This window comes from Aeromonas piscicola (genome assembly GCF_000820005.1).
GTDB lineage: Bacteria > Pseudomonadota > Gammaproteobacteria > Enterobacterales > Aeromonadaceae > Aeromonas > Aeromonas piscicola.
In genome coordinates, this window is record NZ_CDBL01000048.1 from 410 (window position 1) to 24,718 (window position 24,309).

Sequence of the window (24,309 nt, forward strand, 5' to 3'; positions counted from 1 at the left end):
CCCTGACCTGCCCCCCCCCCCTTGGGGCGGTCAATTTTGTCGCCGGAGACGAATTGATCATTTCCGGGATGCACCATCTCCCGTTTACCGCCTTGCCCCTGATGGAAATGGGGTTCGCCGATATCCTTGGTCGGGATGCTGATGCTCTCGCCCTTGTCTACGTCCTGAATGCTGCGCTTGGAGACAGCATCCGAGACCGCTTGTTTGATCTGCTTCTTGTAGCGGCGGATGAAGCGCTGCCGATTGACAGCGCTTTTGTTTTTGCCGTTGAGCCTGCGGTCGATAAAATGCGCCATAACTCCCCCTTGAACCACGGCAGGGTCAGGATGACTTGCGTACCCTGAGATACCATTCGGAGAGCAGTCGCACCTGTTTGCGGGTGTAACCTTTCTCCATCATCCGTTCGACAAAGTTATCGTGCTTCTTCTGCTCCTCGGCCGAGGTTTTGCTGTTGAAGGAGATAACCGGCAGCAGCTCTTCCGTGTTGGAGAACATCTTCTTCTCGATTACGGTGCGCAGCTTCTCGTAACTGGTCCAGTTGGGGTTACGGCCTGCATTGTTGGCTCGGGCCCGCAGCACGAAGTTGACGATTTCGTTGCGAAAATCCTTCGGATTGCTGATCCCGGCCGGTTTTTCAATCTTTTCCAGTTCGCTGTTGAGCGATGCCCTGTCAAACAGCTGACCGGTTTCCGGGTCACGGTACTCCTGATCCTGGATCCAGAAGTCGGCGTAGGTGACGTAGCGATCGAAGATGTTCTGGCCGTACTCCGAATAGGATTCGAGATAGGCGGTCTGGATCTCCTTGCCGATGAACTCCACATAGCGTGGTGTCAGATAGCCCTTGATGAACTCGAGGTAGCGATCATGCAGCTCCTGCGGGAACTGCTCGCGTTCTATCTGCTGCTCCAGCACGTAGAAGAGATGCACCGGGTTGGCCGCTACTTCCGCGTGGTCGAAGTTGAAGACGCGGGAGAGGATCTTGAACGCGAAGCGGGTCGACAGGCCATTCATGCCCTCGTCCACACCGGCGTAGTCACGGTACTCCTGGTAGCTCTTCGCCTTGGGATCCGTGTCTTTCAGGCTCTCGCCATCGTAGACCCGCATCTTGGAGTAGAGGCTGGAGTTTTCCGGCTCTTTCAGTCGCGAGAGGACGGAGAACTGACCCAGCAGCTCCAGAGTGCCAGGCGCACACTTAGCGTCGGTCAGCTCACTGTTGATCAGCAGTTTTTCGTAGATCTTCACCTCTTCCGAGACACGCAGGCAGTAGGGCACCTTGACGATGTAGACACGGTCGAGGAAGGCCTCGTTGTTCTTGTTGTTGCGGAACTGCTGCCACTCGGATTCGTTGGAGTGAGCTAGCAGAATGCCGTCGAAGGGGAGGGCGGAAAGCCCCTCTGTGCCGTTGTAGTTTCCCTCCTGGGTCGCGGTCAGCAGCGGGTGCAGCACCTTGATCGGCGCCTTGAACATCTCCACGAACTCCATTATCCCCTGGTTCGCCTTGCACAGTGCCCCCGAGTAGGAGTAGGCATCGGCATCATCCTGGGCAAAATGCTCCAGCATGCGGATGTCGACCTTGCCGACCAGAGAGGAGATATCCTGGTTGTTGTCATCGCCCGGTTCTGTCTTGGCTATGGCAATCTGATCGAGGATGGAGGGGTTGACCTTCTCTACCTTGAATTTGGAGATGTCGCCACCGAACTCGTGCAGTCGCTTGGCCACCCAGGGCGACATGATGGGGCGCAGGTAGCGGCGCGGGATGCCGTACTCTTTTTCCAGCAGCTCGCCATCCTCTTCGATGTCGAACAGACAGAAGGGGTGATCGTTGACCGGTGAGCCCTTGATGCGATAGACAGGCACTTTCTGCATCAGAGACTTGAGTTTTTCAGCCAGAGAGGATTTGCCGCCGCCAACCGGCCCCAGCAGATAGAGGATCTGCTTCTTCTCTTCCAGCCCTTGAGCCGAGTGCTTGAGGTAGGAGACGATCTGTTCGATGGCCTCTTCCATGCCGTAGAAATCTTTGAAGGCGGGATAGCGTGCAACGACGCGGTTGGAAAAAAGGCGACTGAGTCTGGGATTGACCGAGGTGTCGATCATTTCCGGCTCGCCGATGGCGACCAGCAAGCGCTCGGCAGCGGAGGCGTAGCAGGCTTTGTCCTGCTTACACATATCCAGAAACTCCTGGATGCTGTACTCCTCTTCCCTCGCTTTCTCGTATCGCTGTTGATAATGCTCGAAGATGCCCATAACTTTGCCCTCGTTATAGTCGCTTACCCTGAAAAGAGTGGATCACTACTTTTGTTCTGTTTACCTCATTAAGCCTAGTCAACAGCCCCCAGTAATCCATCACCATCTATTGGTTTAAATTTGCAAGGGTACTTCCCGATCCTGATGCGGGAATACGCAATCAGTGACATACCTATGTTACTGACTGTTAAATTATTTTTGCCACGATAGTGAGGTAAATGTCAAAGACATAAAAAATAAATGTTTGCCAGAAAATGGAAAGAAGATCGAATTTCTCGGGTCATCTGGCTGCAGCCTAGACGGGGCAAGGGGAGGGGGAATGGCAAGAGGAAAATACATTACGCTTACGTTAGCGTAATGTATTATGTTTGGTGTTTTAGCTCTAATTTTTACATTGACGCTACATTGTGGCTGCTCTAGATTGGCCCTGTGTCAGGCAGTCAGCGCTTTAGCAAGAGAGTGGTTGGCTGCTGATACAAAGCTCTGTTTAAGCACGTTTCCGTTGGCTTGACCCTCGCAAAAGCGAGGGTCTTATTTTTTCAGCGCTGTGCGAACGTGCACGGAGATGATCAGTCGTTATGGGCAGGGTAGATCCGTGATATGGCTGCCAGCACGTCAGCAAACGGATGCATGGCCAGCTGGCCAAAGCCGGCCAGGCTTTTTGCCTTGACCCGGGTGGTCAGTGGCGTGGCAATGCCGCACAGAAAACGGGTCAGAATGCGAGGATGGCTGGTGTGGCACAAGGCTATCAGGGGATCGCACCAGGCACGCAACCCGTTTTCGTTAGGCAGGGTGAGGGTTGGCAATGGCGGCAGTATGGCGACCTCGCCACGGCAGACTGAGCAGTGGCCACACTGGCTTGGTGCCTGCTCATCGGCAAAGTAGCGGGCCAGTTCATGGCTCAGGCAGCGAGTCGATGTAAAGAAAGCCAGTAAGGCCTGCAACCGGGCCAGTTCACTCAACTCCTTTTTCTCGAACAGGGCATATAGCTGATCGGCCAGAACATCGATGTCCACCCCTTGGCGCAGGATCCGATAGACATCTGTCATCTGCTTGCTTTCCAGTTCTATCCAGCCCTGCTGTTGCAGATAATCCAGTGCCGCCGCCGCTCGCTGCCGCTCCCCCTGATAACCCTGCCAGAGGGCATCGAAGTCCATGGTGCACCAGCTGCGCGCCTGCGGGGCGCAGGCAAACAGCTGCTCCAGAAACTGGCGTCGGTCGGGATTGAAACGGGTCAGGATCTCGGCCTTGTCCAGCACGAACTTGAAGCGATATTCGGCGAAGTAGCTGTAGGCTGGCATTATGATGCCTGCCATCTCCAGATAGACCAGCAGTGTCTTGAGCGGCAACTGGCGGATATTGGTGTCGTTGGAGAGGCGCAGCAGACCAAACTCCCACTCGCTGCCACTTTGCTGCAGGATCTCGAGCAGCGCCACTATGGCGGTGCGATCGGGCGTATCTCCGTAAACGAAATTCTCCAGCACGGGGAGCTGGGCGCGATTGGCCAGCACTATGCAGCGGGAAGGGAGCCCATCCCGCCCGGCACGGCCGATCTCCTGGCTGTAGTTCTCGATGGATTTGGGCAGATCGTAGTGAATGACCCGGCGAATATCGGCCTTGTCGATCCCCATGCCAAAGGCGATGGTGGCCACGATGCAATCCACCTTGCCTGCCATGAAGCCATGCTGGATCTGGCTGCGCAGGGCCGAGTCGAGCCCGGCATGATAGGCACGCGCCCTGATCCCCGCCCGTTGCAGCAGCTCGGCGCACTGTTGCGCCGTGTGCTGCAAGGTGACATAGACGATGGTGGGGGCGCTGTGCTCCCGTCGCACTTCTGCTTGCAACCATCCATCGCGCGCCTCGGCGGGCAGCGGCACCACGGCCAGATCCAGGTTGCCACGATAGAAACCGGTGACGATCAGCCCCTCATCTTCGATATCGAACTTGGCCTGCATGTCGGCCATGACCGCCGGAGTGGCGGTTGCGGTCAGCAGCAACACCTGGGGGATCTTCAGCTCGCGACGGTAAGCCGGCAGCTTGAGGTAGTCGGGTCGAAAGTTGTGACCCCACTCCGAGATGCAGTGCGCCTCATCCACCACCAGCATCGACAGCGGCACTTGCTGGATGAAGCGGCGAAAGCGCTCGTTCTTGAGCCGCTCCACCGAGATCATCAGGATCTTGAGCTGACCGTCACTGACCTGCTGCATCACGCGGCGGCTCTCCTCCGGCGTCTGGCTCGAATCCAGGGTCGCGGCAGCGATCCCCTTGCTGTGCAAAAAGGCGAGCTGGTCGTGCATCAGGGCGATCAGCGGGGAGATCACCAGGGTCAAGTGGGGCAGGGCAAGGGCGGGCAGCTGGTAACAGAGAGACTTGCCGGAGCCGGTGGGGAAGATGGCGGCGGCGCTCTGGCCTGCCAGCAACCGGCTGATCACCGCCTCCTGACCGGGTCTTAACTGGTCGAAGCCGAAGTGGCGGGTCAACAGGGACGAGATCATGGCAGGGCTCCAATGCAAAACCGGCATGATACCACCGCCGGGAAGTGTCTGGACGGCTATCCGGGGGAAAACGGCATCCAATTGGGCGCCGTTGATATTGTGTTATCGCATTGTTATAGGTTTTTTGTGAGGTTAACCGGATATTTTTCAGTGATTATGTGGAAAAAAGCGATTGCAGATGGGATATTCCTTGTCCGCAATCCCGTGTGTTTCCGGACAGGCTCAATAGAAGGCTTGCCGGGGCAGATGACGCCAGCCTGTGACATGGGTGTCGCCTGGCGTAGCGGTTGCCAACAGGACTAATGATTCACGCACTTAGGTGCTCAGGGACTATTTGATGACACAACAACACCCCCTCATGCGACTGGTCAACAGCACCAGTCTGGTTAGCCAGATCCTGGTCGGTCTGGTACTCGGTATCCTGCTTGCCATGTTCATGCCGGAATGGGCCAAAACGGCGGGTCTGCTTGGCAGCCTGTTCGTCGGTGCCTTGAAGGCGGTTGCTCCACTGCTGGTCTTTGTACTGGTCATGGCAGCGATCATCGGCCACAAGCAGGGTCAGAAGAGCAACATGAAGCCGATCCTGCTGCTCTATTTGCTGGGCACTTTCCTGGCTGCGGCGGTTGCCGTCGTGGCCAGCTTCCTGTTCCCCTCCAACCTGCATCTGGTGGCAAGCAGCGCCGAGATCACCCCACCGGGCGGCATCACCGAGGTGCTGCAGACCCTGCTGTTCAACGTGGTGACCAACCCGGTCAAGGCGCTGATGGATGCGAACTATATCGGTATCCTGGCCTGGGCCATCGGTCTTGGCATCGCCATGCGCCACGCCAATGACAGCACCAAGGCGTTGATCACTGATCTCTCCCACGGCGTCTCCACCATCGTCAAGGCGGTGATCCGCTGCGCGCCGCTCGGTATTTTGGGGCTGGTCGCGTCCACCCTGGCCGAGACCGGCTTCGATGCGCTGTTTGGCTATGCCCAGCTGCTGGTGGTGCTGATCGGCTGCATGCTGTTCATCGCCTTCGTGGTCAATCCGCTCATCGTGTTCTGGAAGATCCGACGCAACCCTTATCCGTTGGTGCTGACCTGCCTGAAAGAGAGCGGCGTGACCGCCTTCTTCACCCGCAGCTCCGCCGCCAACATTCCGGTCAACATGACGCTGTGTGAAAAACTGCGTCTGCCGGAAGATACCTATGCGGTCTCCATCCCGCTGGGTGCCACCATCAACATGGCCGGCGCCGCCATCACCATCACCGTGCTTTCCATGGCGGCGGTACACACCCTGGGGATGGAAGTGGATCTGGCCACCGCCGTGCTGCTCTCCGTGGTTGCCACCATCAGTGCTTGCGGCGCCTCCGGCGTGGCCGGCGGCTCCTTGCTGCTGATCCCGCTGGCGTGCAGCCTGTTTGGTATCGGCAACGACATCGCCATGCAGGTGGTGGCCGTCGGCTTTATCATCGGCGTGCTGCAGGATTCTGCCGAGACAGCGCTTAACAGTTCCACCGACGTGCTGTTTACCGCTGCGGCCTGCATGGCCGAGGATGAAGCACTGCTGGATACCTCGCCGCTGCCAAGCCGCGAAGCTTGATAGCCAGCTTTCATAGCACCGTGCACAACGCCCTCTTCGGAGGGCGTTTTTTATGCCGGTTTGCTACGGCCGAATACAGGGGAGATGCATGCAAGGAAGCCCCGCCCTGGTAGCGGCTTGTCTATCTGCAAGGCCACAATGTCAGGCCAGTGCGGTCGGTCATATCAGCGATTTGCAAGCGTGTGGCCGCGACATGGCAAGAGACTCATGGACGTGAGCCATACGGGCGGCGCGAGGTTTATCTGAGGAAAACCATGGGGGTGATGAGAGTCATGCCATCCGCCTGCCTTGCCGAGTTCGGCCCTGAGGCTGCGAACAACATGCCAGCCGGGGATAGGGTGCTCAAACTGATGGCCATGGTCATGTCACTGACTTGGGCTGGGGGACGCCATAAAAAATGCCCGCCATCATGGGCGGGTATTTGCGGCAGGCATCAGCCTTGTCGTCACTTCCTGGCGATTAGCCAACCATCTGGTAGAGGATGGCTGAGATGGCGATCGTGCCCATCAGGGCGACGAACGCATTGCTGATGTGGCCCTGGTATTTCGCCATGGCCGGCACGCGCTTGATGGCGTACATCGGCATGATAAAGAGGATGGTGGCTATGATGGGGCCGCCCAGAGATTCAATCATGCCGAGGATGGAGGGGTTGGCCACCGCCGTGCCCCACAGGGTCAGGATGAAGAAGGCGATGATGAAGATCTCGACCTTCTTGTGGTTCGGCTCTTTGCCTGACTTGCGCATGTTCTGCACTATCATCCCTTTCAGACCTTCACGGGCACCCAGGTAGTGACCGAAGAAGGAGGAGACGATGGCCACAAACGCAACCAGCGGGCCGAAGTAGGAGATGATGGGGCTGGCATGCTGGTTCGCCAGGTAGGAGAGCACGGCTATGTTCTGGGACTTGGCTTCTGCCAGCTGGGCCGGGGTCAGGCTCATGACGCAGGAGAAGACAAAGAACATCACGAAGCCCAGCAATATGGTGGCGGTGCGCTTGAGAATGGCGTCGGATTTTTCGACCGCATGCTCGCCATGATCACGGCGCTGGGCCAGGGAGAAGCTGGAGATGGCCGGGCTGTGGTTGAAGGAGAACACCAGTACCGGGATGGTCAGCCACAGGGTGGTGGCGAAGTCTTTGGCAGAGGGCACCTGGGAGAGGGCGGCGCCGGTCCAGTCCGGGATCAGGTAGAAGGAGATCCCCACCAGGATGGCGATGAGTGGGTAGACCAGGAACTCGGTGACCTTCAGCATCAGCTTTTCGCCGGCCAGCATCACCGACATCATGCCCATGATCAGCACGATGGAGAGGATCCAGCGCGGTGGCGCCGTCATCTGCAACTGATTGACCATGAAGCTTTCGACCGTGTTGGTGATACCGACACCGTAGATCAGCACTATGGGATAGATGGCAAAGAAGTAGAGCAGGGTGATTAATTTTCCGGCACCCACTCCGAAGTGCTCTTCCACTACTTCCGTGATGTCGGCATTGGGCTTGCTGGAGGAGAGTACAAACCGAGCCAGGCCGCGGTGGGCCAGGTAGGTCATGGGGCCGACCAGCAGCGCCATCACCACCAGTGGCCAGAAGCCACCCATGCCGGCGTTGATGGGCAGGAACAGTATGCCCGCGCCGACGGCGGTGCCGAACAGGCTGATCACCCAGCTGCTGTCTTGTTTGGTCCAACCACGAGATTGGATGGAGCGGGTTCCTTGCTCCTGTGAGGTCGCAACGTCCTGTGCGCCGGTGACAGTATTAGTCATGTGTCTCACCCCGAATGTGTGGTTTTAATCAGTCGGCGCAAGGATACGGTTTTTTTAATCAAAAATGTTGATCAAATTCATCTTAATGAGGGCCAGACCCGCACTCTTTTGCGGAAATGTGATCGAAGGAAGAATTAATCAATTATTTTTTATAAAGCGCTTCGTTATTTTAGTGTTAACGAGCAAATGTTGCACAGCAATCTGTTGGCAAAATGTTATATAGAAATCTGGCGAGACAGTTGGCGGATCATGCTGGCGGTCGCCCCCCAGATAAAGTGGTCCTGCCAGGGTATCCAGTAGATGGTGTGGCGGTGATCGGCTCTGGGAATGGTCAGGGCGATATGGTGGTGCGGATCCAGCAGGTGATTGAGCGGCACTTCGAAGGCCTGCGCCACCTCATCCTGGCTCAGGGTGAGCTGATAATCGGCGGCCACCAGTCCCAGCACCGGCAGTACCTCGTATTGGGAGACGGTATTGAGGGGGCTGAGGGTGCCTATGATCTCGATCTGGGCGGGCGCGATGCCTAGCTCTTCCTGGGTTTCCCGCAGCGCGGTGTGGATCAGATCCCGGTCGTCGGGATCCTGCCTGCCACCGGGGAAGCTTATCTGGCCCGCATGATGGCGCAGATGGGGGCTGCGACGGGTCAGCAGCAGTTGCAGGCCGTCGGCCCGCTCGACCAGCGGCAGCAAGACGGCGGCAGGCTTGAGCCCTGCCACCGTCAGTCGATGGGCAGGGGCGGGGCGTTGCAGCAAGAAGCGGGTCAGCAGTTCGGTGCGGTCCATCTCGGCTATGTCTCTCAACTCTTCTCTTGGCTCTGCTCTTGAGTCTCTCGCGTGGCGATCTTTCTGTCCATTTGTCAGGCGCTCAGCGCAGCGCATCCAGCAGCGGCAGTATGCGGGCCACCTTGTCATAGGTCTCCTGATATTCGCTGTCCACCTCGGAGTCGGCGATGATGCCGCCACCGGCCCAGCAGTGCAGCTGGCCATCCGCCGCTATCAGGGTACGGATGCAGATGCTGGTATCCATCCGGCCATGCTGGCTCAGGTAGCCGATGCTGCCGCAGTAGGCGTTGCGTCGCTGAGGCTCCAGCTCCTCAATGATCTCCATGGCCCTGATCTTGGGGGCGCCCGTGATGGAACCGCCCGGGAAACAGGCGCGCAACAGATCCACCGCCTGCCAGCGGCTGCCCAGCTCGCCGTGGATGGTGGAGACCAGATGGTGCACCGCCGGGAATGACTCCACCGCGAACAGACTGGGCACGTGGACTGAACCTGGCCGACTCACCCTGCCGATATCGTTGCGCAGCAGATCCACAATCATCAGATTTTCCGATCTGTCCTTGTCGGCGCCAGCCAGTTCAAGGGCGCTGGCCTGATCTTGCTCTGGATCGGCAAGCCGTGGACGGGTGCCCTTGATGGGCTTGGTTTCGATATGGCGATCATCGAGCAACAGGAACCGCTCGGGGGAGAGGCTCAGGATGGCACTCTGGGGTAGCCGGATAAAGGCTGAGAAGGGGGCACGGTTGGCACGGGACAATGCCTGATAAGCCTGCCATTCATCACCGCGATAGGCGGCGCTGAAACGCTGGGTCAGGTTGATCTGGTAACAGTCACCGGCACTCAGGTAAGCCTGTACCCGCGCAAATTTCTCGCCATATTCGGCGCGGCTCATGTTGCTGCGCCACTCCCCCTGCAGGGCAAATGGCGGCACTGGCATCTCGTGCTGCGCCGCCAGCCACTGTAGCCGGCGATTAAGGCCGACTTCATCACCCCAGTGCACCAGCTGCCAGGCGCCACTCGCCACATCTCGCAGCAGCGCCCAGTCGTAAATGCCCACCGCCATGTCTGGCACGGACACATCCCGTTCAGCCTGCACCGGCAGCCGTTCGAAGCGGCGGCCCAGATCATAGCCAAACAGCCCGAGGGCGCCGCCAATAAAAGGCAGCGTGTCGCTGTGTGGCGCTATTGCACCCAGCAGTTCGCGTTGCCGTTGTGCCAGCAGGATCAGGGGATCTGCATCAAACGACTGGCGCTGTTCACCCTGGGCTATCCAGGTCAAGGGCCCCTCGGTCTGCAGGGTCGCCAGCGGGTCGGCTGTGATGATGTCAAAACGGTTGTCCGCCCCTTGAGGGCCGGCCGACTCCAGCAACATGGCCCAGGGCTGATGATGCAGGCGGGCAAACAGCGCATGCAGCGCCGTCTGGTGATCAAAATGGTGGATATGAAGAGTTGGTTTCATTTTTTGTTACACAGGCAACAGTTTGCACCCTGCTCCCTAGCCGGTACGGGGGGGCAAGCGTATCATAGGCGCCGGAATTTTTAGAAAAAACACGCCGTTGTCTATCGGATCGGCAGGCACCTCGCCTGGCACCACCACACCGAAGCACGGCTCATATGGAAGCCCTTGCTTTGCCGTCACGGCGAAGACAAGGACCAGTGAGGATGATATGAGCATCATTAAAAAACAGGATTTTATCGATTCCGTCGCCGACGCCCTGCAGTACATCTCCTACTATCACCCCCTCGATTTCGTCCATGCCGCCAAGGCTGCCTATGACCGCGAGATCAACCCGGCCGCCAAGGATGCCCTGGCCCAGATCCTGATCAACTCCCGCATGTCCGCCGAAGGCCATCGCCCCCTGTGTCAGGATACAGGTATCGTCACCTGTTTCGTCAAGATCGGCATGCAGGTGCAGTGGGACAGCGACATGACGGTGCAGGAGATGGTGGACGAGGGCACCCGCCGTGCTTACACCAATCCGGACAACCCGCTGCGCGCCTCGGTACTGGCCGACCCGGCCGGCAGCCGCAAGAACACCAAGGATAACGCCCCTGCTGTCGTGCACATCGACATGATCCCCGGCAACAAGGTGGAAGTGAGCATAGCGGCCAAGGGCGGCGGCTCCGAGAACAAATCCAAGATGGTGATGCTCAACCCCTCCGATGACGTGGTCGAGTGGGTGCTGAAAACCGTGCCGACCATGGGCGCCGGCTGGTGCCCGCCCGGCATGCTGGGGATCGGCATCGGCGGCACCGCCGAGAAGGCGGCCGTGCTGGCCAAGGAAGCCCTGATGGAGCATATCGACATTCAGGAGCTGATCGCTCGTGGTCCCGAGACCACCGAAGAGAAGCTGCGGGTCGAGCTCTATGACAAGGTCAACAAGCTCGGGATTGGCGCTCAGGGCCTGGGCGGTCTCACTACCGTGCTGGACGTGAAGGTCAAGAGCGCCCCGACCCATGCCGCCTCCAAGCCGGTGGTGATGATCCCCAACTGTGCCGCCACCCGTCACGTCCACTTCGAACTGGATGGCTCGGGCCCGGCCGAGTTGACCCCGCCAAAACTGGCCGATTGGCCAGAGATCACCCGCGAAGCGGGGGCCAACGTGCGTCGCGTCAATGTCGACGGCATCACCAAGGCCGAGCTTGCCAGCTGGAAGAGCGGCGATACTGTACTGCTCTCCGGCAAGATCCTCACCGGTCGCGACGCCGCCCACAAGCGCATCGCCGACATGCTCAAGAAGGGGGAAGGCCTGCCGGAAGGGGTCGATTTCACCAACCGCTTCATCTATTACGTCGGCCCGGTCGATGCGGTGCGTGACGAAGTGGTCGGCCCTGCCGGTCCCACTACCTCCACCCGGATGGACAAGTTCACCGACATGATGCTGGGTGAAACCGGCCTCATCGGCATGATCGGCAAATCCGAGCGTGGCCCCAAGACGGTCGAGAGCATCAAGCAGCACCAGGCCGTCTATCTGATGGCCGTCGGTGGCGCCGCCTATCTGGTGGCCAAGGCGATCAAGAAGGCGCGCGTGGTGGCCTTTGCCGATCTGGGCATGGAAGCCATCTATGAATTCGAGGTGGAAGACATGCCGGTGACAGTGGCGGTGGACTCTCAGGGCAACAACATACACGAGACAGGCCCGGCCTACTGGTCGGCCAAGATTGCCGAGCTCGATGGCAAGCTCTCCTGAGTCGCCAACTTGCCGGTAGCCGCTTCACGGCCATAAGGTGAAGCGGGCAACTCGCAGATCGAGTGCAACATAGGCACAGCGCAAAAAGGCGACCCCAGGGTCGCCTTTTTCTATGAGTGTCAGGCCGGATTGGCGACCGGTTCATGGGCAAGATCGCCGTTGCTCACTGGGGGCATTTTCGTCCTGTCATCTCTGTTGGTGACCAGGTCTGTGCCTACGACTGTTCCTACGACTCAGCCTTTGCACTGTGTCATCCTCTCGCTCGATCGGCCCGGTATCAATGGTTGAGATAGATATCCTGTCCGCCATAGGCCAGCGCGCCGTTGTGAGCGGGGAGGGCGGTCCCTGCCGGTTCGAAGAAGCGAGTCAGCACCCCGAAGCGTTGCCCCAGCTTGCTCAGCTTGGCGCGATCCAGCGAGACCTGCTCAGGCAGCCAGGTCAGGACGGCCGCGCAGTGACCATTGCCCAGACTCTGCTCCAGCATGCGCTGCCAGTTCTTGATCTTGGGGCTGTGTACCACCAGCACCCGATCAGGATTGATCCCCTGCGCCTGCAGCTGTTTGGCCACCGGCAGGCCCGGCGGGGCAATCAGCAGGATCCAGCCCGTGTCGCCGTGGCTCAGTCTCACCAGCTCGTCGAGCAGCGGCGGTTCCTGGCTGGCAGATGCGGTGAGACGTTCATCTTCCACCTTGCCCTGATGCCGGGTGGGCCAGGGATTGCTCATGCTGACAGAGGCGGTGAAAGGGGGATGACTCATGGGCTGGCTCATATGTTTGTCCTGTATGAATAACCATGCTGTATGCACATACAGTAGTTGTAACTCACACCAGTGACAAGCCATTTATGGTCAAAAATGTGATCTAATCGGCAGGGTTTATATCCATGCAATTGATTTTAATGGATATTTACTTGTCGCCAGGTGTGGGTGTTTTTTAGGCTATGGACAAAGCGGGAGCAGGCGCCCATGGTTATACAGTCGGTTTGTGAAGAGGAGAGATAAGGATGGACGTCAGCACCTTGCAACGACTGGATGCCAATATCCTGCTCGGGATCATCAATGAGAAGCTGCGGCTGGAGTGCGATGGTCTGGAGGAGTTATTGGCCTATTACGACATGACGGAGGATCAGCTCGCGACCCGTTTATTGCAGATAGGCTATCACTACGACCCCATGAGCAATCAGTTCAAGGCGCATGGTTAAAGGGGATATAGCCATCACAGGGCATCGTCAGTCTGGTCCCATGAACAGCGCACATTGAAAACGATTTCAATGTGCGCTGTATTTTCAGTTATTTTCATGGATTTTCAGTACTTGGCAATGATTGAAAACCTATTCACGGATTTATATTTGCATTGTTTTGTTAAGTTGCTGATTTTAAATGAAATGAGTGTTCTTGCTTAATAAGTTTCAGGAAAGGGTTTTCAAGCTTGAACTGTCATTTTTATACGTTAAAGTGTGACTTGCGTTAACTTTTCAACCATCGGCTTTAGCTAGTATGCCCACGCCGGAACATATTCTGAGATAACAACAGCACCGGTCCCTGATGGGATAACAATTTTATTATTCTGTAACGAAGGAAATGGTTTATGGCTACCAAGAAGAAGACAGACCAGGATCTCCAACTGGATAAAGATCAGCTCAAGGCGAGTATCGTGCGTCACCTGCGTTCTACCTTGGGTACAAGCGAACAGAAAGCCTCGCCAGAAGCGTGGTGGAAAGCGACCGCAGCCGCCGTCAACGAACAGGTGTACGAGCGCCTGACCCGCACTCAGCAGACTCATTTCAAGAAAGATACTCGTGCGATTCACTATCTCTCTGCTGAATTCCTGATGGGGCGTTTGACCTCCAACAACCTGCACAACCTTTCCTTGTACAAAGTGTGTGAAGAGGCGTTGGGTGAACTCGGTCTGGAACTGACCGACCTGTGTGAACAAGAGCCGGACATGGCGCTCGGCAACGGTGGCCTTGGCCGCCTGGCCGCCTGTTTCATCGATTCGCTGGCGACCCTGAATTACCCGGCTGTCGGCTACGGCATCCATTACGAGCACGGCTTGTTCCGTCAGGAGATCCAGGATGGTCGTCAGATAGAGCGTCCGGACTCCTGGCGCGAATATGGCAACCCCTGGGAGATCTGCCGTCCAGAATCCGTGCAAGAGATCCCGCTCTACGGCTATGTGGAAACCGTGTTTGGTGACAAGGGCGGCTTGAAGAAGGTATGGCACGCCGGGCGCAAGATCAAAGGGGTGCCTTGGGATATCCCTGTGGTAGGTTTTGGCGGCCATACCGTCAACATACTGCGTCTGTGGGAATCCCGCGCCTCCGAGTTTTTTGACTGGGACGTGTTCAATGCCGGTGGCTACATCGACTCCCAGGCCGAGAAAGCCCAGGCCGAAACCATCTCCAAGGTGCTCTACCCGAACGATGAGACAGATGCTGGTAAAGAGCTGCGTCTGATCCAGCAGTACTTCTTCTGTGCCTGTTCCATCAAGGACATCATGCGTCGCTACAAGCGGGTGCATGGTTCGGATTTCAGCAACTTTGCCGCCCAGATCGCCATTCAGCTCAACGATACCCACCCGACCGTGGCCATCCCCGAGCTGATGCGGGTGCTGGTGGACGAGGAAGACTTGAACTGGGATGCCGCCTGGACCATCTGCTATCGGGTCTTCTCCTATACCAACCACACCCTGCTGCCGGAAGCGCTGGAGAAATGGTCCGTCAGCCTGTTCGAGAAAGTGCTGCCTCGCCACCTGGAAGTGATTTACGAGATCAACGCCCGCTTCCTGAGCGAACTAGTCGAGCCAAAGTGGCCGGGCAACGACGCCATCAAGGCCAAGCTCTCCATCATCGAAGAAGGGGACGTGCGCAAGGTGCGCATGGGCAACCTGTGCGTGATCGGCTCGTCCAAAGTGAACGGTGTGGCCGAGATCCACTCCAAACTGGTGAAGGAAGATCTCTTCCCCGAGTATGCCGAGCTGTGGCCAGAGAAAATGTGCAATGTGACCAACGGCGTGACCCCCCGTCGCTGGCTGCTGGCCTGCAACCCCGAGTTGGCCGAGCTGTACAACGAAGTGGTGGGCAAGGAGTGGCCGTTGCAGCTCGACAAGCTGCGCGCCGTCACCAAGTTTGCCGACGACAAGGCGTTCCAGCAGCAGTTCATGACCATCAAGCGTCATAACAAGGAGAAGCTGGTCAAGGTCATCAAGGCCGAAACCGGCATCGATGTGAGCGCCGAGGCGATCTTTGACGTCCAGATCAAGCGTCTGCACGAGTACAAACGCCAACAGCTGAACCTCATCCACATCATGGCGCTCTACCGTCGCCTGCTGGCGAACCCCGACTATGACATGCACCCGCGCGTGTTCATCTTCGGCTCCAAGGCGGCGCCCGGTTACAAGCTGGCCAAAGACATCATCTACGCCATCAACAAGCTGGCGGATCGGGTCAACAACGATGCTCGCATTCAGGGCAAGCTGAAGGTGGTGTTCATGCCGAACTACCGCGTCAGCCTGGCTGAGAAGCTGATCCCGGCCGCCGATGTCTCCGAGCAGATCTCCACCGCCGGGTATGAGGCCTCCGGTACCGGCAACATGAAGATGGCATTGAACGGTGCCATCACCATAGGGACGCTGGATGGTGCCAACATCGAGATCGCGGAAGAGGCGGGTGCCGAAAACTGCGCCATCTTTGGTCTGAACGTGGACGAGGTAAAGGCATTGAAAGGACGCGGCTACAACCCGTATGACTTCTACTATGCCAACTCCGAGCTCAAGGCTGTGCTGGACTGGTTCGATACCGACTACTTCACGCCGGGTCGTCCGGGCGAACTCTCCTCCATCAAGCGCTCCTTGCTGGAAGGGGGTGATCCCTACCTGACCCTGGCCGATTTTGCCTCCTACTCCGAAGCGCACAAGCTGATCGATACCTGGTATCGGGATCCGGCGCTCTGGGCCAAGAAGGCCATCATCAACTCGGCCACCATGGGCAAGTTCAACTCGGATCGCTCCATTCAGGATTACGTGGATCGGATCTGGAATCTGAAGAGCTGCAACGTACAAGGTTGATAACCTCTTGATATGAAAAAGCCCTCGCATTGCGAGGGCTTTTTGCTGGGGTCGAGTCAGCGGATCAGAGAATGTCTCCGACAAAGTAGGCAAGCCCTGCCAGCAGCACGGTGAACACGACGTTCAATGCCATCCCGGCTTTCATCATCTCTTTTTGGCGGATATGGCCGCTGGCGAAGACGATGGCGTTGGGTGGGGTGGCCACCGGCAGCATGAAGGCGCAGGAGGCACCGATGGCGATCAGCACCGCCATGACGATGGGGGAGACGCCAAGTGCCTCGGCCACCCCGGCAAACAGCGGGATCAGCAGGGCTGCGGTGGCGGTATTGGAGACCAGTTCGGTCAGGAATACCACGAAGGCCGCCAGCATCAGCAACACGATGAAGATGTCGGCATGGGAGAGCACGGCCGAGAGGTGGCTGGCCAGGAAGGCACTGGTACCGGTGGCCTTGAGGATGGCGCTCAGGGTCAGGCCGCCGCCAAACAACATCAGCACGCCCCAGTCGGTGTTCTGGTTGACGTCATCCCAGCTGGCGACGCGGCTGACCACGATGGCGATGATGGCACCCATGGCGATCAGTGTATCGAGTTGAGGTATGCCGCCGAAGGCGTTGGAGATGGGCTGCGAGCCGATCCAGAGCACCACTGTGGTCAGGAAGATGGCCAGCGTGACCTTGCGTTCACGAGTCCAGTTGATGGTGACATCCTGGATCTCGACCCTGTGGTTGAGCTGCGGGCGGGTGACCAGATAGAGGAGGGCAATGCCACAGGGCATCAGGATCAACACCACAGGGATGCCGAATTTCATCCAGTCGGTGAAGCCGATCCCCATCTGGGCGGCTGCGATGGCGTTGGGCGGGCTGCCGACCAGGGTGCCTATGCCGCCGATACTGGCGCTGTAGGCAATACCCAACAGCACGAACACGAAAGTAGCGCGATCTTTCTTGCTGTCGAGCCGTGTCAGCATGCCGATAGCCAGTGGCAGCATCATGGCGGTAGTGGCCGTGTTGCTGATCCACATGGACATGGCGGCAGTAATGGTAAACAAGAGTATGACGCCCCAGCCCAAGTGGCCGTTGGCCAGGTGCATCACCTTGCCCGCCATCAGGGTGTCCAGCCCCTGTTTGGAGAGGGCGGCTGCGAGGGCGAACCCCCCGAAGAACAGGAACAGGATGGGGTTGGCAAAGTCGGTGAGGGACTTGCTCATGTCAAACACCCCGAGCACGGTCGCTAGCAGGGGCACCAGCAGGGCCGTGATGGTCACGTGCAGGGCTTCGGTCAGCCAGAGAATGGCGATGAAGACCAAAATACCAAGCCCTTTGTTGACCATGGGGTCAAACGGTAGCCAGGCCAGCATGGCGCAAAGTAGCAGGACATCCAGGATGACGATCCCGGATTTGATGTCAAGCCAGCGAGATGGAGGGGCGGAGGGTACAGCAGATGTGTGCATAGTGTTCTCTCGGTTAATTTATGGTTGTTGTTGTGTTGCCGAGATTACATTTATCCCCCTGTTTGAAACAGGGGGAAGTCGTCAAAGCATGCCGGGACTCACAGAGTCAAGGTAAATTAAAACATTAAATAAACACAAATTAAACATTTGAATATCATTTGACGGGGGAAATGAAGGAGGCCAGCCACTCCTTGAACAGGCTCTTGGGCAGGGAGCCGCTGCGCTGCGCCACCATCTTGCCCTGCTTGAACACCATCAGGGTGGGGATGCTGCGGATGGCGTAGCGGGTCGCGATGGCTTGCTGCTGCTCGGTATCGACTTTGACAAAGCGAATATTTGGTTCAAGCTCACTGGCAACTTGTTGAAAAATTGGTGAAAATTGTATGCATGGTCCGCACCAGCTGGCCCAGAAGTCGACCACGACCGGAAGGTCGGATTGGATCAGGGTATCGAACTGTTGCTCGCGACCCGTGACGGGCGTGATGCCAAACAGCGGTGCCTTGCAGCGGCCACACTTCGCGTTTGAATCCAATTTTTCGTCAGGCAGGCGGTTCCTGGTGAAGCAATGACTACAATAGGTAGTGATAAATGACATAATTGATTCCTGTATGCATAAGCCCTGCAACATCTTTATTGCACTGGCAGGGCCGAGTAACGGTAACATAGCAGTCAGTTATCTTTCACAGCCAGTGATCCGGTTTCGGCATTCTGTCGGCGGATACACGGCCATGACATGAGAATCGAGACGGGATGAATAATGTGACACGGGTCAATCGTGTTGTCCTGAGCCTGATCATCGTATCGCTGCTGGCATTCTCCGGTTATTGCTGGCAATTGCTCAGTCAGCAGCAAAAGGCCTCCGAACTCAGCGTGGCAGCGGAGTTGATCCTCAACCGGGTCAACACGGATACCGTCTATCTGCTGGGACGAGAGAAGGCCAATGATGGCAATGTGCAGCAGCGTCTCAACCAGCTGTCGAGCAACCTCGACAGCTTCGTGCGCCAGGTGCGCAATGACCCCGACGCCGCCGAGAATCCTCACTCCCAATCCTTGCTGCACGACATCGACAGCTACCTGCTGGACTTGGCCAAACTCTACTCCATGGAGATGGCCATCGAGTACATAGAGCAGCCGTTTCAAAAGCAGCTCAATGCCTTGCTGGCGACCCTGCCGGCCGATGATCCCTTGGCTATCGATCTGACCGAGTTGGCGCAACTCAGCCACTACCTCAAGCGCAGCTGGGACAAGGGCGAACAGATGCAATTGCAAAAGCTGCAACAACGGCTCAAGACGGCCTATCCGTCACACCCCGAGGTGGCGGGTCTCGCCCAGTTGAGCGAAGACGTCAGCCACCAGGTGGTGGACTACCATGTGCTGCGCAATCAGGTCATCGACATGCATGAGCTCGATGGTTTGTCGGTCTGGAAGCAGAGCAAGATGGATCAGGCTTCCTCCCTCAAGAGCCGTTTCTATCTGATCGTTCTGGGGGGCGCCATGCTCTGTTTCACGCTGGTGGCCGTCACCCTGTGGCGTCGCAATCAGAAGCTGAGCGAGCTGTCGCGTCAGACCGGCTTGCTGGCCCAGGCGAAAAGCGATTTTCTGGCCAACATGAGCCACGAGATCCGCACTCCCATGAACGCCATCATAGGCTTCAGTTCGCTGGCGCTGCAGACCGAGCTGGATCAGCAGCAGCGGGATTACCTCAGCAAGATCAAGTCTTCGTCAGATACCTTGTTGCTGCTTATCAACGACATTCTGGACTTGACCAAGGTCGAGTCCGGCAAACTGACTCTGGAAGAGATCGACTTTGATCTCAGCGAGCAGATAGATTCGCTCGCCGGCATGTTTGCCGATCTGGCCGAGCGCAAACAGGTCGAGGTCATCATTAACAAGTCACCGGCCGTGCCCGATTTCCTGCGCGGCGATCCGTTGCGACTCGGTCAGGTGCTGGTCAATCTGGTCAACAACGCCATCAAGTTTACCGAGCGGGGAGAGGTCGAAGTGGCCATCACCCTGGTCAACCAGCATCCCATGCGGGTACGCTTCAGCGTACGGGATACCGGGATAGGCATCGCTGAAGAGAAGCAGGCCCAGCTGTTCCAGCCCTTCACTCAGCTGGAGGCGGGCAACACCCGCAAATACGGGGGATCCGGCCTTGGCCTCAACATCTCCCAGCGTCTGGTCGAGCTGATGGGAGGGCGGATCACTGTGCAGAGCAAACCGGGTACCGGCTCTGTGTTCCAGTTCGAGATCCCCATGACCAAGGCCGTCTATGGGGTGTCCGGTCGTCGGGTCTTCTTCGAGCATCAACCGCTCATTCTGGTGATGGATGACAATGAACTTGTGCTGGATCTGGCCAAGGACATTCTCGGCCGTGCCGGTGTCCGGGTGGTGGCTGTCAACAGTCTCTCCCGGGCTCGTCAGGTGCTGCGCGAGGAGGGCCAGAGCATACGGCTGGCCATTCTGGACTGGCGTATGGGGCAAGAGGATGGCCTGGATCTGGCCCTCGAGATGTACCAGCACAGCCAGTGGCGGCGCTTGCCCATCCTGATGACCAGCGCCTGGGCCAAGGAGGGACTGCACGGGCGCATGGAGAGCATGGGGTTGACCCACTTCCTGCCCAAACCCATGACAGAGAATGCCCTGCTGGCCAAGGTGGATGAGCTGCTCAATGGCAGCTCCCACGATCAGCAGATCCGTCATGCCGAAGCCCAGGGGGATCAGCAACACTTCCGTGAATTGTTGCAAGGCGTCCGGGTCTTGCTGGCGGAGGACAACCGGGTGAATCAGCAGCTCATCATCGAATACCTGCGCCGGGTGGATGCCGAGGTGACCGTGGTCGGCAACGGCCGTGAGGCGGTCGAGCGGGTCTCCGAGCAGCCGTTCGACGTGATCCTGATGGACTTGCAGATGCCGGTGCTCGACGGCCTGGATGCGACCCGCCAGATCCGCAAGATGGTGGACAAGCACGACGTCCCCATCATAGCGCTCACCGCCAGCGCCATGCCCGGTGATCGGGAGCGTTGTCTCGGGGTCGGCATGAACGGCTATGTCACCAAACCGGTCAGCAAGCTGGATCTGTACAACAACCTGTTGCAGTGGGTGAAGAGTGCCAGCGGCGAATGCCGTGTACCACTGGAGGTGAAGCCGCCGGATCTGATGGGGGTGCTGGATCTGGAGGATGCCCTCAAACGGCTGGAGCAGGACAAGGAAGCACTGCAGATCCTGTTCAAGCTGTTCATGTCCGAGCACAAGGATGACCTGTGGGAGATCCGCTCCGCCCTGCGCCGCCAGCAGCCCGACATCGCCTGCCGATTGTTGCATACCCTGAAGGGGGTGTCGGCCAATATTTCGGCCTCCCGCCTGCAGATCATGGCGGGTGATCTGGAGTGGCGGCTACGTCAGCAGGAGGAGCTGACCGAGCCTGATCTGGAGCAATTGCAGCGTGTGTTCAGCCAGACCCGGGAGGAGGTGTCCCACTTCTTGTTGACCGGTGAACAGCAGGAAACGCTATACACTCCCTTTGCACAGCGAGACGATCGCTTATTGTGACGGGATAAATAGCAATTATTCTCAAGCCAACTACTTCAGGCTATCATGGCCCTCTCGTATCGCCCCCTTCTGGGGGCGATTGCATTGCATTTCCCCGTGACGGGCGGCAGCCTCTGGCTGATCGCGACAAAGGATATCTACGTGAGCGTATTCTCAAGGCTGGGCTGGTTCTTCAAGGAGCAGTGGCGGCGTTATCTGGTCGCCATCTCCTTGTTGATGATGGTGGCCCTGTTGACCGTGATCCCGCCCAAGGTGGTGGGCTGGGTGGTGGATGGCATTGCCAAAGGCTCTCTCGACAACGACACCCTGATGGGCTATCTGGCGGGGTTGTTTGTGCTGGGTCTGCTTATCTATCTGCTGCGCTACGTGTGGCGGGTCATGCTATTTGGCGCCTCTTACCGGCTGGCCTATGTGCTGCGCAATCGCCTGTTCAGCCACTTCACCCGTATGAGCCCCGATTTTTACCAGCGTCACCGCACCGGCGATCTGATGGCCCACGCCACCAACGACATCCAGGCTGTGGAGATGACGGCCGGGGAAGGGGTGTTGACCCTGGTGGACTCCATCATAGTCGGGGTGCTGGTGCTCTCCATCATGTGCAGCCAGTACTCCTGGCAGCTGACCCTGCTCTCCCTGCTGCCCCTGCCGGTGATGGCGTTCTTCATGAACCGCTTTGGCACCCAGATCTACAAGGAGTTCAAGGCGGCGCAGGGGGCCTTCTCCCGTCTCAACAACAAGACCCAGGAGGCGCTCTCCGGCGTGCGGGTGCTCAAGTCCTATGCGGTTGAATCCCTTGAGGACAAGGGCTTTGCCGAGCTGACCCGGCAGGCGGGGGCGTGCAACATGGCGGTGGCCCGCATCGATGCCAAGTTCGACCCCGTCATCTATCTCTGTATCGGTTGCTCCTACTTTCTCGCCGTTGCCGGTGGCAGCGTGCTGGTGGTGCGTGACGAGCTGACGCTGGGGGAGCTCACCAGTTTCACCATGTATCTGGGCCAGCTCATCTGGCCCATGTTTGCCATCGCCTGGCTGTTCAACATCATAGAGCGGGGCAGCGCCGCCTATTCACGCATCGAGAGCATGCTGGCCGAGCGCAGCGACATCGAAGAGCCGACTGAGCCGGCGGTGTTTGTCTCTCCCTTCCCGCTCCAGGCCAAGGGGATGAGCTATCAGCTGGATCAGCGCACCTTGCTGCGCAGTATCGACTTCACCCTCCACAGCGGCGGCATTCTGGGGATCGTCGGGCGCACCGGGGCTGGCAAGAGCTCGCTGCTCAAGCTGTTGATGCGCCTTGCCAATCCCACGTCTGGTGAGCTCACCATGGGCGCCGTGCCCATAGCGCAGCTGGCCCTTGGCGAGCTGCGTGGCCAGTTTGCCTATGTGCCCCAGGAGCCGTTTTTGTTCTCCACCACCATAGCGGCCAACATAGCCCTCGGCAGGCCCGATGCCAGCCAGGAGGAGATAGAGCGGGTGGCGCGCATCGCCTGCGTGCACGATGACATCTGCCGCTTCCCCAAGGGCTATGAGACCGAAGTGGGGGAGAAGGGAGTGACCCTCTCTGGTGGTCAGAAACAGCGACTTTCCATTGCCCGCGCCCTGCTGCTGGAGGGACCTATCCTGGTGCTGGACGATGCCCTGTCGGCGGTGGATGCTCATACCGAGCGGCAGATACTGCAAGCGCTCAAGACCCATAGACAGACGCTTATCCTGGTCAGCCACCGCATGACGGCGGTGGAGCAGGCCGACGAGATCCTGGTACTGGAGCAGGGTCACATCAGCGAGCGGGGCCGCCATGGCGCCCTGATGGCCCACAACGGCTGGTACGCAGACATGGTTCGCTATCAGCGGCTGGAACAAGACGTGGAGGAGAGCCTGTGAATCCAACGATCAAACGCCTGCTCGCTTATTGCGCCCGTTATCCTCGCTGGCTGGTTCAGGCCGGAATCTGCCTGCTGCTGGCGACCGGTGCCGAAGTGGCCGGCCCTCTGCTCATCAAGCTGTTCATCGATGACTATCTGGCACCGCGCCAGCTGGTGTGGCCCGCCATTGCTGCCATCGCGGCTGGGTATCTTGGCCTGCAAGTGCTCTCGGCGGCGGGTTTCTATCTGCAATCCCTGCGTTTCAACCGCATCGCCCAGGCTGTGGTGCAGACCTTGCGCGAGCAAGTGTTTGCCACCGCCATCCGGCTGCCGGCCCGCTACTTTGACCAACATCGCTCCGGCTCGCTTATTTCCCGCATCACCAATGACACAGAGGCCATCATGAACCTCTATGTGCAGGTGATCGGCCTGCTGGTACAAAAAGTGGTGCTGCTGTGCGGCATCCTTATCTCCATGGCCCTGCTGGATGTGCGGTTGATGCTGGTGTGCGCCTGCTTGCTGCCGGCAGTGGCGGCTGTGATGTGGCTCTACCAGAAATTGAGCGTGCCCGTGGTGCGGGCGACTCGCAGCTTGCTCTCCGACATCAACAGCCGCCTCAATGAGTCTCTGCAGGGAATGCCGGTCATTCAGGCCATGGTGCAGGAGCGCCACTTTGCCAACGCTTTTGCCGAGGTGAATCAGCAGCACTGGTCGGCGCGCCTCAGGAGCCTCAAGATCAATGGCATACTGCTGCGCCCCCTTATCGATTTGTTCTACATGATGGTGTTGATCGGCCTGCTGGCCCTGTTTGCCCGCGAGGGCTTGAGTGCCGGTGGGGCCATCCAGGTGGGGGTACTCTATGCCTTCATCAGCTATCTGGGGCGCATGATAGAGCCGCTGATCGAGATGACCAACCAGCTCAACCAGCTGCAGCAGGCCATGGTAGCCGGGGAGCGGGTATTTGCCCTGCTCGACGAGTCGCGGGAGAGCACGGATGGCGAGACCCAGTCCCTGCAAGGGCTGGTCAGCTTTGACAAGGTGAGCTTCTCCTACGATGGCCAGCAACAGGTGCTGCGCGAGGTGAGCTTTGCCGCTCGCCCTGGCCAGATGCTGGCGCTGGTAGGTCACACCGGCAGTGGCAAGTCCACCATCATCAGCCTGCTGATGGGGTTTTATCCGCTGGATCAGGGCACCATCCGCTTCGATGATCATCCCATGGCTCAACTATCGCTGGCGGCGGTGCGCCGCAGCATAGGTCTGGTACAGCAGGATCCCTTTATCTTCGTTGGGACTTTGGCGGAAAACCTGCGGCTCGGCCGTGACGGCATC

General features: G+C 58.4%; 16 protein-coding genes. 7 read left to right on the forward strand and 9 right to left on the reverse strand.

Features of this window, described 5'->3' with window-relative positions; translation table 11 throughout:
* The 3 genes from BN1128_RS26210 to BN1128_RS10355 all read right to left on the reverse strand — a co-directional run.
* A partial coding sequence (locus BN1128_RS26210) for a DUF444 family protein (protein ID WP_042868408.1) occupies positions 1–296 on the reverse strand: 296 nt, incomplete at its 3' end.
* 25 nt (positions 297–321) lie between these two features.
* Positions 322–2,244: a PrkA family serine protein kinase gene (locus BN1128_RS10350; RefSeq protein ID WP_042868375.1), complete on the reverse strand. Its 1,923-nt coding sequence runs from the start codon at positions 2,242–2,244 to the stop codon at positions 322–324.
* A 569-nt stretch (positions 2,245–2,813) separates the two neighbouring features.
* Positions 2,814–4,739 carry a RecQ family ATP-dependent DNA helicase gene (locus BN1128_RS10355; protein ID WP_042868377.1) on the reverse strand — a complete coding sequence of 642 codons (1,926 nt, stop codon included), beginning with the start codon at positions 4,737–4,739 and terminating at the stop codon, positions 2,814–2,816.
* A 337-nt stretch (positions 4,740–5,076) separates the two neighbouring features.
* Between BN1128_RS10355 and sstT the strand changes: the two genes are divergently transcribed.
* Positions 5,077–6,327 carry a serine/threonine transporter SstT gene (gene sstT, locus BN1128_RS10360; protein WP_042868379.1) on the forward strand — a complete coding sequence of 417 codons (1,251 nt, stop codon included), beginning with the start codon at positions 5,077–5,079 and terminating at the stop codon, positions 6,325–6,327.
* Positions 6,328–6,786: 459 nt separating this feature from the next.
* Here sstT and BN1128_RS10365 read toward each other — a convergent pair whose 3' ends face one another.
* The 3 genes from BN1128_RS10365 to pabB form a co-directional block, all read right to left on the reverse strand.
* Complete coding sequence (locus tag BN1128_RS10365) at positions 6,787–8,085, reverse strand: serine/threonine transporter (RefSeq protein WP_042868382.1); 1,299 nt, start codon at positions 8,083–8,085, stop codon at positions 6,787–6,789.
* A gap of 215 nt (positions 8,086–8,300) precedes the next feature.
* Positions 8,301–8,867, reverse strand: coding sequence for a CoA pyrophosphatase (locus tag BN1128_RS10370; protein WP_042868411.1), 567 nt, complete (start codon positions 8,865–8,867; stop codon positions 8,301–8,303).
* Between the two features lie 82 nt (positions 8,868–8,949).
* Positions 8,950–10,236 carry an aminodeoxychorismate synthase component I gene (gene pabB / locus BN1128_RS10375; RefSeq protein WP_042868414.1) on the reverse strand — a complete coding sequence of 429 codons (1,287 nt, stop codon included), beginning with the start codon at positions 10,234–10,236 and terminating at the stop codon, positions 8,950–8,952.
* Between the two features lie 295 nt (positions 10,237–10,531).
* On the opposite strand from pabB, the gene BN1128_RS10380 reads away from it, so the two are divergent.
* The gene (locus BN1128_RS10380; RefSeq protein WP_042868385.1) at positions 10,532–12,055 is read left to right on the forward strand and encodes a fumarate hydratase; all 1,524 of its coding nucleotides are present in this window, start codon (positions 10,532–10,534) and stop codon (positions 12,053–12,055) included.
* A gap of 277 nt (positions 12,056–12,332) precedes the next feature.
* Here BN1128_RS10380 and BN1128_RS10385 read toward each other — a convergent pair whose 3' ends face one another.
* Positions 12,333–12,824 carry a cell division inhibitor SulA gene (locus tag BN1128_RS10385; RefSeq protein ID WP_042868387.1) on the reverse strand — a complete coding sequence of 164 codons (492 nt, stop codon included), beginning with the start codon at positions 12,822–12,824 and terminating at the stop codon, positions 12,333–12,335.
* A 233-nt stretch (positions 12,825–13,057) separates the two neighbouring features.
* Here BN1128_RS10385 and BN1128_RS10390 point away from each other — a divergent pair, with 233 nt between their 5' ends.
* Complete coding sequence (locus BN1128_RS10390) at positions 13,058–13,255, forward strand: DUF4250 domain-containing protein (protein WP_005300391.1); 198 nt, start codon at positions 13,058–13,060, stop codon at positions 13,253–13,255.
* A 386-nt stretch (positions 13,256–13,641) separates the two neighbouring features.
* Positions 13,642–16,119, forward strand: a complete 2,478-nt coding sequence (locus BN1128_RS10395; protein ID WP_042868389.1) for a glycogen/starch/alpha-glucan phosphorylase — start codon at positions 13,642–13,644, stop codon at positions 16,117–16,119.
* A gap of 64 nt (positions 16,120–16,183) precedes the next feature.
* Here the strand turns inward: BN1128_RS10395 and BN1128_RS10400 are convergent, their stop codons facing one another.
* Both BN1128_RS10400 and trxC read right to left on the reverse strand, forming a co-directional pair.
* Positions 16,184–17,569, reverse strand: a complete 1,386-nt coding sequence (locus BN1128_RS10400; RefSeq protein WP_042868391.1) for an SLC13 family permease — start codon at positions 17,567–17,569, stop codon at positions 16,184–16,186.
* Between the two features lie 154 nt (positions 17,570–17,723).
* Positions 17,724–18,164 (reverse strand): thioredoxin TrxC, encoded by a 441-nt coding sequence (trxC, locus tag BN1128_RS10405; protein WP_042868393.1) that lies wholly within the window; start codon positions 18,162–18,164, stop codon positions 17,724–17,726.
* A gap of 155 nt (positions 18,165–18,319) precedes the next feature.
* Here trxC and BN1128_RS10410 point away from each other — a divergent pair, with 155 nt between their 5' ends.
* From BN1128_RS10410 to BN1128_RS10420, 3 genes are all read left to right on the forward strand, one after another.
* Positions 18,320–21,121, forward strand: a complete 2,802-nt coding sequence (locus BN1128_RS10410; RefSeq protein ID WP_042868395.1) for a response regulator — start codon at positions 18,320–18,322, stop codon at positions 21,119–21,121.
* Positions 21,122–21,262: 141 nt separating this feature from the next.
* The gene (locus BN1128_RS10415; RefSeq protein ID WP_042868397.1) at positions 21,263–22,999 is read left to right on the forward strand and encodes an ABC transporter transmembrane domain-containing protein; all 1,737 of its coding nucleotides are present in this window, start codon (positions 21,263–21,265) and stop codon (positions 22,997–22,999) included.
* A partial coding sequence (locus BN1128_RS10420) for an ABC transporter transmembrane domain-containing protein (RefSeq protein WP_042868400.1) occupies positions 22,996–24,309 on the forward strand: 1,314 nt, incomplete at its 3' end. The genes BN1128_RS10415 and BN1128_RS10420, both read left to right, overlap by 4 nt.